At 71.1% G+C, this 15,345-nt stretch carries 11 protein-coding genes; 9 read left to right on the top strand and 2 right to left on the bottom strand.

The window, feature by feature from the left end:
- Positions 1 to 30 precede the first annotated feature (30 nt).
- On the bottom strand, positions 31 to 1,554 hold the full coding sequence (locus tag Q0Z83_RS49375; protein ID WP_317790502.1) for a DUF3492 domain-containing protein: 1,524 nt from the start codon (positions 1,552 to 1,554) through the stop codon (positions 31 to 33).
- Between the two features lie 735 nt (positions 1,555 to 2,289).
- Between Q0Z83_RS49375 and Q0Z83_RS49380 the strand changes: the two genes are divergently transcribed.
- The 4 genes from Q0Z83_RS49380 (at position 2,290) to Q0Z83_RS49395 (ending at position 7,234) form a co-directional block, all read left to right on the top strand.
- Positions 2,290 to 2,484, top strand: coding sequence for a hypothetical protein (locus tag Q0Z83_RS49380; protein WP_043532705.1), 195 nt, complete (start codon positions 2,290 to 2,292; stop codon positions 2,482 to 2,484).
- Positions 2,485 to 2,685: 201 nt separating this feature from the next.
- Positions 2,686 to 6,267, top strand: coding sequence for a chromosome segregation protein SMC (gene smc, locus Q0Z83_RS49385; RefSeq protein WP_317790503.1), 3,582 nt, complete (start codon positions 2,686 to 2,688; stop codon positions 6,265 to 6,267).
- A 13-nt stretch (positions 6,268 to 6,280) separates the two neighbouring features.
- Positions 6,281 to 6,895, top strand: coding sequence for an HAD family hydrolase (locus Q0Z83_RS49390; RefSeq protein ID WP_317790504.1), 615 nt, complete (start codon positions 6,281 to 6,283; stop codon positions 6,893 to 6,895).
- Between the two features lie 51 nt (positions 6,896 to 6,946).
- Positions 6,947 to 7,234, top strand: a complete 288-nt coding sequence (locus Q0Z83_RS49395) for a hypothetical protein (RefSeq protein WP_317790505.1) — start codon at positions 6,947 to 6,949, stop codon at positions 7,232 to 7,234.
- On the opposite strand, the gene Q0Z83_RS49400 is transcribed toward Q0Z83_RS49395, so the two are convergent.
- Entirely contained in the window at positions 7,222 to 8,901 is a 1,680-nt protein-coding gene (locus Q0Z83_RS49400) for an alkaline phosphatase D family protein (RefSeq protein ID WP_317790506.1), read from the bottom strand. The two genes, Q0Z83_RS49395 and Q0Z83_RS49400, sit on opposite strands and share 13 nt — an antisense overlap.
- A gap of 119 nt (positions 8,902 to 9,020) precedes the next feature.
- Here Q0Z83_RS49400 and ftsY point away from each other — a divergent pair, with 119 nt between their 5' ends.
- From ftsY to Q0Z83_RS49425, 5 genes are all read left to right on the top strand, one after another.
- Positions 9,021 to 10,214 (top strand): signal recognition particle-docking protein FtsY, encoded by a 1,194-nt coding sequence (gene ftsY / locus Q0Z83_RS49405; protein WP_317790507.1) that lies wholly within the window; start codon positions 9,021 to 9,023, stop codon positions 10,212 to 10,214.
- A gap of 37 nt (positions 10,215 to 10,251) precedes the next feature.
- Positions 10,252 to 11,049, top strand: coding sequence for a phosphotransferase (locus Q0Z83_RS49410; RefSeq protein WP_317790508.1), 798 nt, complete (start codon positions 10,252 to 10,254; stop codon positions 11,047 to 11,049).
- A gap of 225 nt (positions 11,050 to 11,274) precedes the next feature.
- Entirely contained in the window at positions 11,275 to 12,660 is a 1,386-nt protein-coding gene (locus Q0Z83_RS49415) for an ammonium transporter (protein ID WP_317790509.1), read from the top strand.
- A 33-nt stretch (positions 12,661 to 12,693) separates the two neighbouring features.
- Complete coding sequence (locus Q0Z83_RS49420; RefSeq protein ID WP_170167218.1) at positions 12,694 to 13,032, top strand: P-II family nitrogen regulator; 339 nt, start codon at positions 12,694 to 12,696, stop codon at positions 13,030 to 13,032.
- A gap of 4 nt (positions 13,033 to 13,036) precedes the next feature.
- Positions 13,037 to 15,307: a [protein-PII] uridylyltransferase gene (locus Q0Z83_RS49425; protein WP_317790510.1), complete on the top strand. Its 2,271-nt coding sequence runs from the start codon at positions 13,037 to 13,039 to the stop codon at positions 15,305 to 15,307.
- Positions 15,308 to 15,345: the final 38 nt, after the last annotated feature.

A 15,345-nucleotide genomic window follows, 5' to 3' on the forward strand; every position in this document is an offset into this window, starting at 1 on the left:
CGGTCCCGCCCGCGCCACGCGGAGTGATCGTCATGAGGTCTCCCGAGTGAGCCAGCGCACGGTCGCCGGCGTGGTGTTCCGGGGCGCGGGAACGGTGAGCGCCAGTTCGAAGGCCGTCGCCGGGGGTGGCGCGGCCAGGTCGGTGTAGAGCGCGCCGTACACCCGGACGACCCGGTCGACGGTGAAGTGGCTGAGGGCGCGCTGACGGGCCGCGTCGCCGAGGGCCCGCCGCCGCGCGGGGGCGCGGAGCAGGCCGACGATGGCGATGGCGAGTTCGGACGGGTCGCCGGCGGGGACGAGGATCCCGGTGTCGCCGAGCGTCTCGCCGGCCGGCCCGATGTCGACGCCGACCACCGGTCGGCCGGACATCATCGCCTCGACCAGGCGGTACGGCGGATCGGCGGGCCCCGGCACATGGGCGACGACCTGTCCGACGGTGTATCTGTCGCGGGGGTCGGCGGGCAGCGGGTGTAGCCGTACCGTCCGGCCGAGCCCGGTCCGTTCGATCTGCTCGGCGCAGTGCTCCTCGTGCGCGGCGGTGACCCCGACCAGGTGCAGCACCGCACCCGGTACGGCCGCCGCGACCTCGGTGAAGGCCTCCAGGACGAGGGCGAGCCCGCTGTCCGGTCCACCGCTGCCGGCCCAGACGACGGCGGGTGTCTCGGACGGCTCGGCGACGCCCGGGTACTCGCGCGGGTCGACTCCGGCCGGCACCTGGACGAGCCGGGCGGGTTCGGCGCCGTGCCCGAGGGCCCACCCGTGGTGGTAGGTGCTGAGCGGCGCGATCAGCTCGGCCTCGGTGTAGCCGGTGCGGGCGACTGCGGTCCGGAACCGGCGCAGCACGGCGCGGACGCTCGGCGACAACCGGTCCTCGCCGGGACGCTGCCGGGGTACGGCGGCCCGCGCCTCGGTGAGCAGCAGCGGCGTCCCGGTGCGCCAGTGCGCGGCGAGCGCGGCCAGCAGCGGGGTGGTGCCGCCGACGCAGTGCACGAGCTCGACCTCGGGCACCGGCACGGTGACGGCTCGCAGCGCGTGCCGGAGCAGGGTGGCCGCGGCCCGGGCGTCGCGCACGCTGAGCCGGGGCAGTGGTGTGCCGTCGGCGGCGTCGGTCTGCCGTTGCCGCCAGGCCTCCTGGAGCGCGTCGGTCAGGGGGAGCCGGGCCAGCGGGTCGGTGTCGGTGCCGGGCGGGCAGAGTCCGCTGACGCGCCGGAGCCCGTCGGCGAACTGTGCGGTGATCGGCGTCTCGTCGCCGAGCAGGCCGCGGCAGAGCAGCACGGCGGCTTCGGCGGCGCCGTCGGGTACCGGGCCGCGCCGTCGTTCGGCACGGCCCTGGTCCCGGCCCAGCGCGGCGGCGTGCGCGGAGCCGACATTGAACGGGAGCGGGTACGCGGGTGCGGACGGCAGTTCACGGTCCGTGACGGTCAGCAACTCGAAGCGGAACCGGCGCAGCCCCTCGACGAGGGCCCGGCACCATCCTCCGAGGGCGTCCCGCCGGTACGGGTACCCGCCGCCGGTGAGCAGACAGATGCGCTCGCGCGACGGGGTCGGATTCACGCTGGAGGCAACGACACAACCCGGTGAAGTTGCCGGAGCATGTCGGCTAGGCGACAAAATTACGTCCCATTTGGCACTATTTGTCAGCCAGCTTTGCCCGTTTTTGCCCGAAAGGCCACGACGTGCGACCCGGTTTGTCGGTGTCCGCCGCCGCCGGTACCCGGCAGATCCGTCGATCCCGTGCGCCGCGGCCGCCGGATCGCCCCGCGGTGACCCGAAGTCGTGTCCCGGGAACCCTCCGTGTGGCATCCGACGTCAGCCGGCCGGACGGAACGGGACGACGCTGTCCGAGACGGTCGGATCTTGCCGAAACGGACTGGTCTTGACGAGATCGACATCCCCGCGAAAGATGTATAAGACCTGGTGGGATACCCACATCGTCGCCGCGAGCTGCCTTGGTGGCGTGATTCACTTGAGTTGCGCGCGTAACCGGCACTGCCTCGGCTTGACGGAGGATGGGTATCGGCGGACTATGGAGTTGTCGCCAGTCGCGCCCACTCATGCCTCGGTTCAACCGTGGCTTGAGGTCTTGCACCATAAAGAGCCCCGCAGTTTCATTGGCGGGATTCTGCGCTCACGCGTGCCCGTGAGCATGTGGTGTGTCGGTTCGCATGAGGTTCACTGCGCACTGAACCGCTCGGGTGCGTGCAAAAGGGCGCCACGCTGGCCGGCTTTTCCGGCAGCGATAAAAGACAGCGCACCATAAATCGACGCAGCGCGTCACAAGGAGTCACGATGGCGAAGGCCCTCTTTGGCCACGTAGGTGCGGCGCCCGACCGGCGCCTCCTCGACGAGGTCACCCGACTGCGCTCCCGGGTCCAGTCCCTGGAGTTCGAGGTCACCCGTCTTCAGGCGGAGAACGATCGTCTCGCGGCGGCGGCCGCTGAGGCGGATGAGTTCGCGCGGCTGACCGAGCCCGCTCTGACCTGAGCCCCCTGATGCCGGGCGGTACTGCGGGGTAGCCATCCGGCATCGAAATCCCCTCGCACACCAGATGCACCAGAGAAAACGCGCGCCTCCACTCCCGTGGCGGCGCGCAGCTTTTTCTCACCACGTGATTCCTGTGTCAGCGGCGATCGGCGGGTAGCCTGCCACCCAGCAGACGAACAGCAGACGACACTCCGGAGATCCGTGCACCTCAAGAGCCTGACGGTCAAGGGCTTCAAGTCCTTCGCCTCCGCCACCACGTTGCGGCTGGAGCCCGGCATCACCTGCGTGGTGGGGCCGAACGGCTCCGGCAAGTCCAACGTCGTCGACGCCATCGCCTGGGTTCTCGGCGAGCAGGGCGCCAAGGCACTGCGCGGCGGCAAGATGGAGGACGTCATCTTCGCCGGTACGGCCGGGCGCGCCCCGCTGGGCCGGGCCGAGGTGACGCTCACGATCGACAACAACGACGGCGCCCTGCCGATCGACTACACCGAGGTGTCGATCACCCGTCGCATGTTCCGGGACGGCGCCAGTGAGTACGAGATCAACGGCAACTCCTGCCGGCTGCTCGACATCCAGGAGCTGCTGAGCGACTCCGGTATCGGCCGGGAGATGCACATCATCGTCGGCCAGGGCCGGCTCGACGCCATGCTGCACGCGAAACCCGAGGACCGCCGCTCGTTCATCGAGGAGGCGGCGGGCGTACTCAAGCATCGCAAACGCAAGGAAAAGGCGATCCGCAAGCTGGACGCCATGGGTGTCAACCTGAATCGCCTGGGCGACCTGACCGCCGAGCTGAGGCGGCAGTTGAAGCCGCTCGGCCGGCAGGCCGAGGTGGCCCGCCGGGCCGCCGGCATCCAGTCCGACCTGCGTGACTCCCGGCTCCGGTTGCTCGCCGACGACCTGCACACGCTGCGCACCACCCTGGATCGGGAGATCGCCGACGAGTCGGCGATGCGGGAGCGTCGCGGCGAGGTCGAGGAGGAGAATCGCGAGGTCCAGCGGATGCTGGCCGACCTGGAGTTCGCGCACGCCGAGGACGCGCCGCTGCTCCAGGCCGCGCAGGACTCCTGGTACAAGCTGTCCACTCTTCAGGAGCGGTTCCGGTCGACCGAGCAACTGGCCACCGAGCGGCTGCGACACCTGGCCGCCACCCCCGACGACGAGCGTCCCGGCCGCGATCCGGAGATGTTGGAGGCCGAGGCCGAGCGGGTCCGCGAGCAGGAGGAGGAGCTCCGCGAGGCCCTCACCGAGGACCAGATGCGCCTGGCCGAGGCGGTCGAGCACCGGCAGGAGCAGGAGCGCCTGCTGGCCGCCGCCGAGGGGGAGCTGCGGGCCGCCGCCAAGGCGATCGCCGACCGCCGCGAGGGCCTGGCCAAGCTCACCGGCAACGTGAACGCGGCCCGCGCCCGGACCACGAGCGCCGCCGAGGAGATCGAGCGCCTGGCGATCGCCCACGAGGACGCACTGATGCGGGCCGAGGCCGCGCAGGGTGAGGTCGACCTGGTGTCGGCCGAGTCCACCGAGGCCGACCGGGACAACGCCGACCTCGACGCGCGCCACGACGAGGCGGTGGCCGCCCACGACCGGGCCGCCGCGGTGGTCCGGGAGCTGAGCGACACCGAGCGGGCCGCCGAGAAGGACGCGGCCAGTTGGAAGGCCCGTGAGGAGGCCCTCGCCATGGGCCTCAAGCGCAAGGACGGCGCCGGGGCGCTGCTGGCCAGGGCCGGTCAGGTGCCGGGTCTGCTCGGCAGCCTCGCGTCGATGCTGAGCGTGCGACCCGGTCATGAGGTGGCGCTCGCCGCGGCGCTGGGCGGGCTGGCCGACGCGGTCGCCCTGTCCGGCGTGGACGAGGCGATCGAGGCGATGCGTACCCTCAAGATCGCTGACGCCGGCCGGGCCGACCTGATGGTCGCCGGATCGGCCGGGCCCGGCATGCGGGGTTCACTCGCGAACCTGCGCCCGAGCCTGCCCGACGGTGCGGTCTGGGCGCCGGAGGTGGTCGACTGCCCGGAGCAGCTCCGACCCGCGGTCAACCGGGCGCTGCGCGACGTGGTGCTCGTCCCCGACCTGGCCGCGGCGGCCGCCCTGATCGCGGCGAACGGTGAGTTGCGTGCGGTCACCCCCGAGGGCGACGTGCTCGGCACCTATGCGGCGGCCGGTGGTTCGGCCAAGGCGACCAGCTACATCGAGGTCCAGGCCGCGGTCGACGAGGCGAAGGCCAAGCGCGCCGTCGCCGAGCAGACCATCGCCGAGGTCAAGGAACAGCTCGGTGAGGCACGGGCCGAGGTCGCCGAGCTCAAGCAGGCGGTCGCGGTGGCCGCGCAGGCCAAGCGGGCCGCCGAGGGCGAGCGCAATGCGGCCGCCCGGCGTCTGGCCGAGCTGGGCGCCGCCGCCCGGTCCGCGAAGGCGGAGAGCGAGCGGCTCGGTGCCTCCCGGCAGAAGGCCGAGGCCGCCCGCGAGGCCGATCTGATGCGGGTCGCCGAGCTGGAGGAGCGGCTGCGTCTGGCCGAGGACACCCCGCTCGACGAGGAGCCGTCCACCGAGGAACGCGATCGGCTCGCCGCACTGGTGCCCCAGTCCCGGCAGAACGAGATGGAGGTGCGACTCGCGGTCCGTACCGCTGAGGAACGTGTCTCCTCCATCGCCGGCCGCGCCGACTCGCTGATGCGTCAGGCCAACCAGGAACGGCAGGCCCGGGAACGGGCCGCCGCGAGGCGCGCGGCACGCGCCCGCGGCGCCGAGATCGCCCGCGCGGTCGCGCACGGCGCGGCCGCCGCCCTGGAACACGTCGCCGTCTCGCTGGCCGCCGCGGCCGACCGTCGCGACCGGCTCGCCAGCGAGCGGACCAGCCGGGAGGCCGAGCTCCAGGAGGTGCGGGCGCACGCCAAGCGTCTGGTGGCCGAGTTGGAGCGGCTCACCAGCGAGGTGCACCGCGACGAGATGGCCCGTGCCGAGCAGCGGATGCGTATCGAGCAGCTGGAGGCGAAGGCCGCCGAGGACTTCTCGCTCGACGTCGAGACCCTGATCAGCGAGTACGGTCCGGACCAGCCGGTGCCGCCGACCCAGGCCGAGGTGGCCCAGGCCGAGAAGGACGGCAAGCCCGAGCCGCAGCCGGCCCCGTTCCACCGGCCCACCCAGGAGAAGCGGGCCAACAAGGCGGAGCGTGACCTGACCCTGCTCGGCAAGGTCAACCCGCTCGCGCTGGAGGAGTTCGCGGCCCTGGAGGAGCGTTACAAGTTCCTCTCCGACCAGCTGGAAGACCTCAAAGCCACCCGCCGGGACCTGCTCACCGTGGTCAAGGACGTCGACGACCGGATCCTGGAGGTCTTCACGTCGGCGTTCGAGGACACCGCCCGTGAGTTCCAGCAGGTCTTCCAGGTGCTCTTCCCGGGTGGTGAGGGCCGGCTGATCCTCACCGACCCGGAGGACATGCTCACCACCGGCGTCGAGGTGGAGGCCCGCCCGCCGGGCAAGAAGATCAAGCGGCTGTCGCTGCTGTCCGGTGGCGAGCGCTCGCTGACCGCGGTGGCGATGCTCTGTGCCATCTTCCGGGCCCGGCCCTCGCCCTTCTACATCATGGACGAGGTCGAGGCGGCCCTCGACGACGTCAACCTGGGCCGGTTGATTACCCTCTTCCAGCAACTGCGGGAGAAGAGCCAGCTGCTCATCATCACGCACCAGAAACGGACGATGGAGGTCGCGGACGCCCTGTACGGCGTCACGATGCGCGCCGGCGTCACCCAGGTGATCAGCCAGCGCCTCGCGCGCGACCCCGAGGAGTAGGGAAACCGACTACATGCGCGACCGCGCCCAGGCCCTGATGATCGACCTGGACGGCGTGCTGCGCCGCTGGGACCCGGCCCCGATGATCGCCGTCGAGGTCGGGTACGGCCTCAAGCCCGCCTCGCTGCTGGAGACGGCGATGTCGTGGGACATCTACCGGCCCGCGATGGCCGGTGAGATCACCGACGCCGAGTGGATGAAGCTGGTCGCCGACCGACTGCCGCTGGAGCCGGAGCGGGCCGCCGCCGCGGTCGCCGAGTGGCAGTCCTACCGCGGCGACGTCGACCCCGAGGTGCTCGCCTTCGTCCGCGAGGTGCGGGCCGGCGGGCGGAAGGTCGCGATCGCCACCAACGCCACCGACCGGCTCCGCCCCGACCTGGACACGCTCGGACTCACGGCGGAGGTCGACCTGGTGCTCAGTTCCTGGGAGCTGAAGGTGCACAAGCCCGCCCCGGAGTATTTCGAGCAGGCCTGTGCGCAGCTCCGGGTGCTGCCCAAGCACGTGCTCTTCGTCGACGACGACGATCGGGTGATCCGCGGTGCCCGCTCGGCGGGGCTCTCCGGATACCGGTGGGCCGGGCCGGAACACGTACCGTATCTGCGTAAGGTTCTCGATCTACCGGTTTGATGCCATGTGCCGTGTTCGTGGGCTGACCGGGTGTGGTCCTCCCCTGAGGATGTGACCACACCGCTCGCGCCCGGCTCGACGAAGTATCTGATGCAGACCGCCCGGATGATCGAGGGCGGCGAGCCCTGGTGCCTCCAGGTGCACAAGGCCGGCGAGACCACCCCGCTCCAGCTGAAGATCGCCGCCTGCGACGCCGCTGAGAAGGGCCAGGTCTTCACGTTCCCGAAGGCGGCCGGTGGCACAAGGGCAAGGCCACCCTGCCGCGCCTCGACGACTGACTCACCCGTGCATCGGCCCCGGCGTGATCGCCGGGGCCGATCGTCGTTTCAGGGGTGGTAGTCGACCGAGACGACGTCGTGCAGGTCGCCCTCCTTGGTGGTGCCCTCGATCCGGGCGCTGGCGACCGTGCCGTCCAGGCGCAGCGTGCCGACCGCGTTGCCGAAATACGGCCCGGCCAGCTTCTTCCACCGCAGCGCCGGTTTGCGCACCGACATGGTCCGAGCGAGCGCACGCACCGCATGGACCACCCCCGGCCACCAGGCCACCCGCATCAGCGGCCGCAGCGGCAGCGGCACCTCGTTGTGGATCGGTGAGCAGGTCAGCTGGTAGACCGGGGTCGCCATGGCATGACCGAAGTCGGCCCGCGCCGCATACGAGTGATGAACGTCACCGGAGAGCACGCTGATCGAGGCCGGCGCACGATACGCCCCACCGGCGCCGACCCGGTGCCCGGGCGCCTCCGGCCCGCCCTCGCCCAGTCGTCGGAACAACTCGCCCAGGGCCGTGAACGACTTGCCGAACGCGGCCCAGTGCTCCAGGTCGAAGGTCCGCCGTACCTTCTCGCCGAACGCCGCCGACCGGCGGCGGTGCGACTCGGAGATCCGCTCGTTCCACGCCTCCAGGTAATGGATGGCGGGCGGCATCAGCCACGGCAGCGACGAACCCACCACCAGGTGGTCGTAGTCGCCGTGGGCCCGGTTGACGAACCAGTTCCACTCGGCGGCCGGCAGCATCGCCCGGGCGCCCGGTGTCAGCACCCGGTTGCAGCGGTTGTCCAGCACGACCAGCCGGGTCCGACCGATGTCCAGGGCGAAACTCCACTGGTACGGCACATCGGTGTTCTCCGCGGACCCCGGCTCGTCCACCCGCAGCCCGAACTCGTGGAGCAGATCGGTGGCGTCCTCGGCCTCGGTCACCTTGCGGAACAGCGGATCGGCGGCCAACTCGTCCGGGCTCAGGTTGCCGAGGTGCTGGTAGATCCAGTACGAGGCCAGGCCGGCCGAGATCCGCTCCCGCCACCACGGCTGGGCGGCCATGTCGGCGCGCCAGGAGGCGGACGTGTTCCAGTCGTCGATGAGCTCGTGATCGTCGAAGATCATCACGCTCGGCACGGTGGAGAAGAGCCAGCGGACCTCAGGGTCACGCCACGACTCCAGATACAGCTTCGTGTACTCCTCGAAGCCGACGACCTGATCGGTCGGGCCCTGGTGCCCGTTCTTCCGGCGGGCGCGCAGGAAACGGCGCACCTTGGGCGAGGTCTCGTCGGCATACACCTGGTCGCCGAGCAGGACCAGCAGGTCGGGGCGGGTCTCCGAATCGGTCATCAGTCGTCTGGAGAACGCGTCCAGCGCGTCCGGCGGGAGCCAGCGCCCGCTCACCTGCGGGGTGCCCTTCCGGCACGAGCCGAAGATCAGGCTGACCGGCTGGGCGGCGTCGTCGGCGGCCCGGGTGCGGATCACCGGCGGCGGATACTCCGAGTCGGCCTCCGGCCAGACCTGCCGGTCGTCCAGGAACAGGCGGTACGGGTTCGCCGAATCGGGAGCGAGACCGTCGACCGTGATCATCGCGTAGTGGTGGCCGTACGCCGAGAAGGTCTTGGCAGACCCGGCGCCCGCGCCGTCCACCTCGACCCGCGCCTGCGCCGGCGAGCTGGTTTCCAGCCACAGGGTCGCGCGGTCGCCGTCGACTCGGCGCAGCACCGGTCCGACGAGAAGTTGAGCGGTCACCGGATGGGATCCCTCCACGGGGGGTTCAAGGGGCGTCCCATCCTCCGTCAATCCAGCCCGGAATCGCCAGCCGTCCGGCCTCCGCCACGCCCGGACGACTCATCTGTCAGGATTCGGGCATGGAATACGTGGTCGCCGCAGTGATCCTGCTCGTCGTCCTGATCGTGGGAGCGGTCGGGCTGGTGGTGCCGAGGATGCGGCGCCGCGATCTCCCGCCGCCGCCCAGCGTGCCCACGGTGCCGCCGGTCGAGGAGGAGATTCCGCCGCTCATCGAGCAGCCCGGCGCACCGCCCGCGCCGGTCGTCGTCGAGGAACCGGTCGTCGAGACCCCGCCGGTCGTCGAGGAAGAGCCGGTCGTCGAGAAGCCGGTCGTCGAGAAGCCGGAGCCGTCGGCGGGCCGCCTGGTCCGGCTGCGGGCCCGCCTGGCCCGGTCGCAGAGCGTGCTCGGTCGTGGCCTGCTCAGCGTCCTCTCCCGGGACCACCTCGAGGAGGAGGACTGGGAGGAGATCGAGGAGAGCCTGATCTCCGCCGACGTCGGCATCGAGGCCACCCAGGTGATCGTCGAGCGGCTGCGCGAGCGGGTCCGGATCCTCGGCACCCGGACCGTCGCCGAGGTCCGTGAGCAGCTGATCGAGGAGCTGGTGGAGGCTCTGGAGCCGGGCCTGGACCGCAGCCTGAAGACGGCGTCGCACGAGGGCCGGCCGGCCGTGGTCCTGGTCGTCGGCGTCAACGGTGCGGGCAAGACCACCACCTGCGGCAAGATCGGCCGGGTGCTGATCGGCGACGGCGGCACCGTGCTCTTCGGGGCGGCCGACACGTTCCGGGCCGCCGCGGCCGACCAGATCCAGACCTGGGGTGAGCGGGTCGGCGCCGAGACCGTCCGTGGCCCGGAAGGGGGAGACCCGGCCAGCGTGGCGTTCGACGCGGTGAAACGGGGTATCGACACGGGTGTGGACACCGTGCTGATCGACACCGCCGGCCGCCTGCAGAACAAGGTCGGCCTGATGGACGAGCTGGGCAAGGTCAAGCGGGTGGTGGAGAAGCACGGCCCGGTCGACGAGACCCTGCTCGTGCTCGACGCGACCACCGGGCAGAACGGTCTGGAGCAGGCCCGGGTGTTCACCGAGGTGGTGGATGTCACGGGTGTGGTGCTGACCAAGCTGGATGGCACGGCCAAGGGCGGCATCGTCATCGCGGTGCAGCGCAAACTCGGGATCCCGGTCAAGTTGGTCGGCCTCGGCGAGGGGCCGGACGACCTCGCCCCGTTCGAGCCGAAGGCCTTCGTCGAGGCTCTTGTCGACGGGGACGCGTAGGCTCGCGGGTGTGCACCATAAGTCTGGGAGGCCGTGAGTGACGCAGGAGCCGCTGCGCGAGATACCGCTGCACGGTGGAAACGTCTCTACGGTCTCCCGGATCGGCGACACGGTCCGACGCAACGCGGGGCCGTGGACGCCCGCCGTGCACGCTCTCCTCCTGCACCTGGAGCGGGTCGGGTTCACCGGCTCGCCCCACGCCCTCGGCATGGACGAGAAGGGCCGTGAGGTCCTCTCCTATCTGGATGGGGAGTGCGGCGAGTATCCGCTGGCCCCGCACTGGGTGACCGAGGAGGCGCTGGTCACCGTCGGGACGATGCTGCGGATGTTCCACGACGCGCAGTATGGCTTCGTCCCCCCGCCGGGCGCGGTCTGGCGTTCGTTCGGGCCGCCCCCGCCGGACACCGAGGTGATCTGTCACCATGACGCCGCCCCGCACAACGTGGTCTGGCGGCCGGACGGCACGCTGGCCCTGATCGATTTCGATCTGGCGTCGCCCGGCTCACGGCTCTACGACGTGGCCTATGCCGCGTGGACCTGGGTTCCGCTGTTCAGCGACCGGGATTCCTACACCCTCGGCTGGAAGCGGCCGAACCGGCCACGGCGTCTGCGCCTGTTCGCGGACGCGTACGGTCTGATCCCGCGCGACCGGCACCGCCTGGTGCGGACCATCCGCAAGCGGATCGTCGACCACGTCGAGGGCATCCGGCGGATGGCCGCGGCGGGCGATCCGGCGTTCGTCCGGATCGTGCACAAGGGCCACCTGCGCCGCCCGATGCGCGACCTGCGGCTGCTCGATTACGAGCGCCACACGCTGGAGTATGCGCTGCGCTAAAGGCCTGCGATCGGGCTAAAGCGCCGATATCGTGGCAGCTCAGGCGCCCTTCTCTGCAGACTGTGAGGTTTTCTTCACACGTCGGAAACAACGCGTGACGTCTCGGAAATCGCGCGAAGACCGTGCTCGAAACAGCAGGCCGGAAAGCTTCGCGCCGAACCGGCCGACAGGCGGCGTTGCCCCAGGTCCGGTGTGCGAGGACACCTTATTCCGAGAGGAGGCAGCGTGGAGATCAACACCGGCAATACCGCCTGGTTGCTCCTGTCGTCTGCGCTCGTTTTGCTCATGACACCGGGTCTGGCGCTGTTCTACGGTGGCCTCAACCGGTCCAAGGGCGTTCTGAACATGATGATGATGAGCTTCTCGTGTCTCGGGCTCATCAGCGTCCTGTGGGTTCTGTACGGCTTCAGCCTCGCCTTCGGGGTCAACGAGAGCTCCGGCCTGAACAACATCATCGGCAACTTCGACTACCTCGGCGCCGACGCCGCCAAGATCACTGAGGAGTGGCTGTTCTTCGGGGCCAACACCGGCATCCCGACGTACGCCTTCCTGGTCTTCCAGATGATGTTCGCGATCATCACGGTCGCCCTGATCAGCGGCGCGATCTCGGACCGCATGAAGTTCGGCGGCTGGGTGCTGTTCGCTCTCGGCTGGTTCACCCTGGTCTACATCCCGGTCGCGCACATGGTCTGGGGTGGCGGCTTCATCGGCACCACGATCCGGGCGCTCGACTTCGCCGGTGGTACCGCGGTCCACATCAACGCCGGCGCCGCGGCGCTCGCGCTGGTCCTGGTCCTCGGCAAGCGGATCGGCTGGCCGAAGGACAACATGCGGCCGCACAACGTGCCGTTCGTCGCCCTCGGCGCGGGCCTGCTCTGGTTCGGCTGGTTCGGCTTCAACGCCGGCTCCGAGCTGACCGTTGACGGCACCACCGTCATCGCCTTCATCAACACCCAGGTCGCCACCGGCGCCGCGCTCGTCGGCTGGGTCGCCGTCGAGTGGATCCGGGACCGCAAGCCGACTCTGGTCGGTGCCTCCTCCGGCGCGGTCGCCGGTCTGGTCGCCATCACCCCCGCCTGCGGTTTCGTCGAGCCGCTGCCGGCCGTCATCATCGGTCTGGTCGCCGGTGTGCTCTGCGCCCTGGCCGTCGGCCTCAAGTACAAGCTCGGCTACGACGACTCGCTCGACGTGGTCGGCGTCCACTTCGTCGGCGGCTGGATCGGCTCCCTCGCGATCGGCTTCTTCGCCACCGACTCGGTCAACGCGGGCATCACCGACGAGAAGATCCTCAACGCCTCCAACGGTCTGTTCTACGGCGGCGGCGCCACCCAGCTCCTGCGCCAGTTCGAGGCGAGCGCCCTGGTCACCGTCTACTCCTTCGCGGTCGCCGCGGTCCTGGCCCTGATCCTCAAGGCCGTCAAGCTGGGCCGGGTCAGCGACGAGTCCGAGGTCGGCGGCATCGACATCTCGGCGCACGGCGAGACCGGCTACGACTTCACCCCGGCCTCCGGGGCCGGCGGGGGCGGCGCGTTCGCCCTGGCCGGTATCGGCACCAAGGAAACCGTGGACGCTGACGGCAAGGCTTCCGTCAGCCAGAAGGTCTCCAGCTAGATTCCCCCGATGGCTGCAATGGAAGGACTGAGCATGAAGCTGGTGACCGCGGTCATCAAGCCGTACCAGCTCGACGCGGTGAAGGAGGCTCTGCACGCTCTGGGCGTCGCCGGGCTGACCGTGAGCGAGGTGCAGGGATACGGTCGGCAGAAGGGCCACACCGAGGTGTACCGGGGCGCCGAGTACACGGTCGAGTTCCTGCCGAAGATCAAGGTCGAGGTGCTGACCGACGAGATCGACGTCGAGAAGATCGTCGACGCCATCGTCGGCGCCTCGCGGACCGGCAAGATCGGTGACGGGAAGGTCTGGGTGACCTCGATCGACGAGGTCGTCCGGGTCCGTACCGGCGAGCGCGGCCTCGACGCACTCTGATCCGATGACGAACCCGTTGAGTGAGCCGCCGGCCCCGCCCGCACGTCCGGCCGCGGGCGGCTCGCTCGACGAACTGAAGGACCACATCGGCGCCGCCGCCCGTGACCAGCGGGCGGCGGCGCTGGACCGTTGGCTGAAGCAGCTCTTCCCGTCCCACCTGCCGGGCGTCAGCCTGATCGCGGTCGGCGGGCTCGGCCGGCGCGACTGCGCCCCCTACAGCGACCTCGACCTGGTGCTGGTGCACAACGGCACCGCCGGGATCGACCGGATCGCCTCCTCGCTCTGGTACCCGATCTGGGACGCCCGCCTCGGGCTGGACCACTCCGTGCGTACCCTCCCGGAAGCCCTGTCCGTCGCCCACGACGACGTGAAGGTCTCCCTCGGCCTGCTCGACGCCCGGCACCTGGCCGGCGACGCCACCCTCTCCGCCGAGCTGATCGCCGCCGTCTCCGACCAGTGGCGGCGCACCGCGGTCCGGCTGATGCCCCAGCTGCGTGAGCTCACCACCAGCCGCTGGACCCAGCACGGCGAGCTGGCCTTCCTGCTCGAGGGCGACCTCAAGGAGGCCTCCGGCGGCCTGCGCGACGTGACCCTGTTGCGCGGCATCGGCCGCGCCGGGATCGCCGACACCATGCGCCCCGCCGTCCGGGCCGCCACCCTGCGCCTGCTCGACACCCGCGACGCGCTGCACCTCGCCGTCGGCCGCCGCGTGGACCGGCTCGTCGCCCAGGAACGCAAGGCCGTCGCCGACCTGCTCGACATCGACGACCCGGACAATCTGCTGCGACGGGTGGCGGGCGACGCCCGTACCGTCGCCCACGCCGTCGACGACGCCTGGCGGGCCATCGACCGTCTGCGCAACGGCCGCCGCCGAGGTGGCCCCGCCGCCCCGCCGAGCCGCCGCCCGGTCGCTCGCGACGTCGTCGAACAGGACGGCGAGCTGGTGCTGGCCCGCACCGCGATCGGGCCGGTCCCGGACCCCAGCCTGTCGCTGCGGGTCGCGGCCGCCGCCGCCATCACCCAGCTGCCGATCGCCCGGGCCACCTGCGAATGGCTCGCCGCCTTCTGCCCGCCGCTGCCGTCGCCGTGGCCGCCCGCCGCCCGCGCCGCGCTGGTCTCGCTGCTCGGCTCCGGGCCCGGCCTGCTGCCCACCTGGGAGACCTGCGACAGGTACGGCCTGATCGACGCGTGGCTGCCCGAGTGGGCCCGGATGCGCAGCCTCCCGCAGCACCACCCGATCCATCGGTACACCCTGGACCGGCACCTGGTGCAGGCCGCCTACGAGGCCACCGCCTTCGCCCGTGAGGTGGACCGCCCCGACCTGCTGCTGATCGGTGCCTTCCTGCACGACGTGGGTAAGGGCCTGCCGGGCGACCACAGCATCGTCGGCGCCCCGATCGCCGCCGACATCGCCACCCGGATCGGCCTGCGCCCGGCCGACGTCGCCACCGTCGAGAAGATGGTGCTGCTGCACCTGCTGTTGCCGGACGTGGCGACCCGACGTGATCTGAGCGACCCGAAGACCATCTCCACCGTGGCCGAGAAGGTCGGCGACACCCACACCCTGCACCTGCTGCACGCCCTGGCCCGCGCCGACTCGCTGGCCACCGGCCCGGCCGCCTGGTCGGACTGGAAGGGCCGGCTGATCGCCGAACTGGTCGACAAGGTGGACACCGCGCTCGACACCGGCGCCCTGCCCGAGCCGCCCGAACCCGACCCGGAACTGCTCGACGGCGCCCTGCCGGTGGTGCACCTGGACGGCGACCGGGTGGCGGTGGCCGCCGCCGACCGGCGCGGGCTGCTCGCCGGAGTCGCGGCGTGCCTGGCCATGCATCGGCTCGACGTGGTCGCGGCCGACACGATCACCGTGGACGGGCGGGCCATCGTGGAGTTCTCCACGTCGCCTCGGTACGGGTCGCCGTACGATCCCGTCGCTCTTGCCGCCGATCTGCGCCGAGTCGGCGCCGGTGACGTCTCGGTGACCCAGCGGGTCCGCGCCCGCGCGATGAGCGCGCGCGGCGGGACCGCCTCGCCCCGGGTGGTGTGGCAGCGTGACGTGGCCACCGACGCGGTGGTGCTGGAGTTGCGCGCCGCCGACTCGCCCGGCCTGCTCTACCGCGTGACACACGCCCTCGACGAAGCCGGTGCGGAGATCCGCGCGGCCCGCATCTCCACCCTCGGCAGTGACGTCGTCGACGCGTTTTACCTGGTCGGAACGTGGGCTTCGGCCGACGAACGGAAGCGGGTGGAGGCCGCCGTCCTGGCCGCGGTCTAGCGTCACTCCGCCGACGCACCCGCGTTGATCCGAAAGGA

The sequence above is a fragment of the Actinoplanes sichuanensis genome, from assembly GCF_033097365.1.
Classification (GTDB): Bacteria; Actinomycetota; Actinomycetes; order Mycobacteriales; family Micromonosporaceae; genus Actinoplanes; species Actinoplanes sichuanensis.

What these genes read in the sequence shown, in the direction of transcription:
- Q0Z83_RS49390 (WP_317790504.1), top strand. Translation starts at nt 6,281, where the DNA reads ATGCGCGACCGCGCCCAGGCCCTGATGATCGACCTGGACGGCGTGCTG.
- Q0Z83_RS49420 (WP_170167218.1), top strand. Translation starts at nt 12,694, where the DNA reads ATGAAGCTGGTGACCGCGGTCATCAAGCCGTACCAGCTCGACGCGGTG.
- ftsY (WP_317790507.1), top strand. Translation starts at nt 9,021, where the DNA reads ATGGAATACGTGGTCGCCGCAGTGATCCTGCTCGTCGTCCTGATCGTG.
- Q0Z83_RS49425 (WP_317790510.1), top strand. Translation starts at nt 13,037, where the DNA reads ATGACGAACCCGTTGAGTGAGCCGCCGGCCCCGCCCGCACGTCCGGCC.
- Q0Z83_RS49380 (WP_043532705.1), top strand. Translation starts at nt 2,290, where the DNA reads ATGGCGAAGGCCCTCTTTGGCCACGTAGGTGCGGCGCCCGACCGGCGC.